1 protein-coding gene is annotated in these 389 nt (G+C 42.2%); it reads right to left on the bottom strand.

Going from position 1 to position 389, the window contains the following annotated elements; genetic code table 11:
* Positions 1–169: 169 nt before the first annotated feature.
* Positions 170–389: hypothetical protein (locus BTV99_RS13710; protein ID WP_218607607.1), on the bottom strand; the 220-nt coding region annotated here is incomplete at its 5' end.

Raw genomic sequence — 389 nt, 5'->3', positions numbered from 1 at the left:
TATGACAAGCATGTCTAACATTATTTAAACCTAACAGTCATGAGCAAAAAGATGATGAAAAAAAACAGAATGCTAAAAATCAAGACAAAGGGCATGGCGTATGTAATTTGTTCAATCAGGGGCTTTGAAACTAAGACGTTCATGCCTAGAAAAGGTTCGTAATTCATGGTTAGCCCTCGCTACATTGGCACGCATAAGGGGCGCTTATGTCAATTTGGGCGAGTTCACACGCTGGGCAAAAGGGCAAATCAGGATCAACATGAATTTCAGTAAGTGAAATCTGGTTAAAAATAGGGGGAATGTCGTCGTCTAATACTGGTACTGTTTCTTTGAGTGACTCATAACGGGAGTAATGGCGTTCTAAAGGTGCCCCGTCCCCGTCATCGGAC

The sequence above is a fragment of the Psychrobacter sp. Rd 27.2 genome, assembly GCF_001921755.1.
Taxonomy (GTDB): domain Bacteria; phylum Pseudomonadota; class Gammaproteobacteria; order Pseudomonadales; family Moraxellaceae; genus Psychrobacter; species Psychrobacter celer.
The sequence above is the reverse complement of the archived record's forward strand: the minus strand, read 5'-3'. Positions and strand labels throughout refer to the sequence as shown.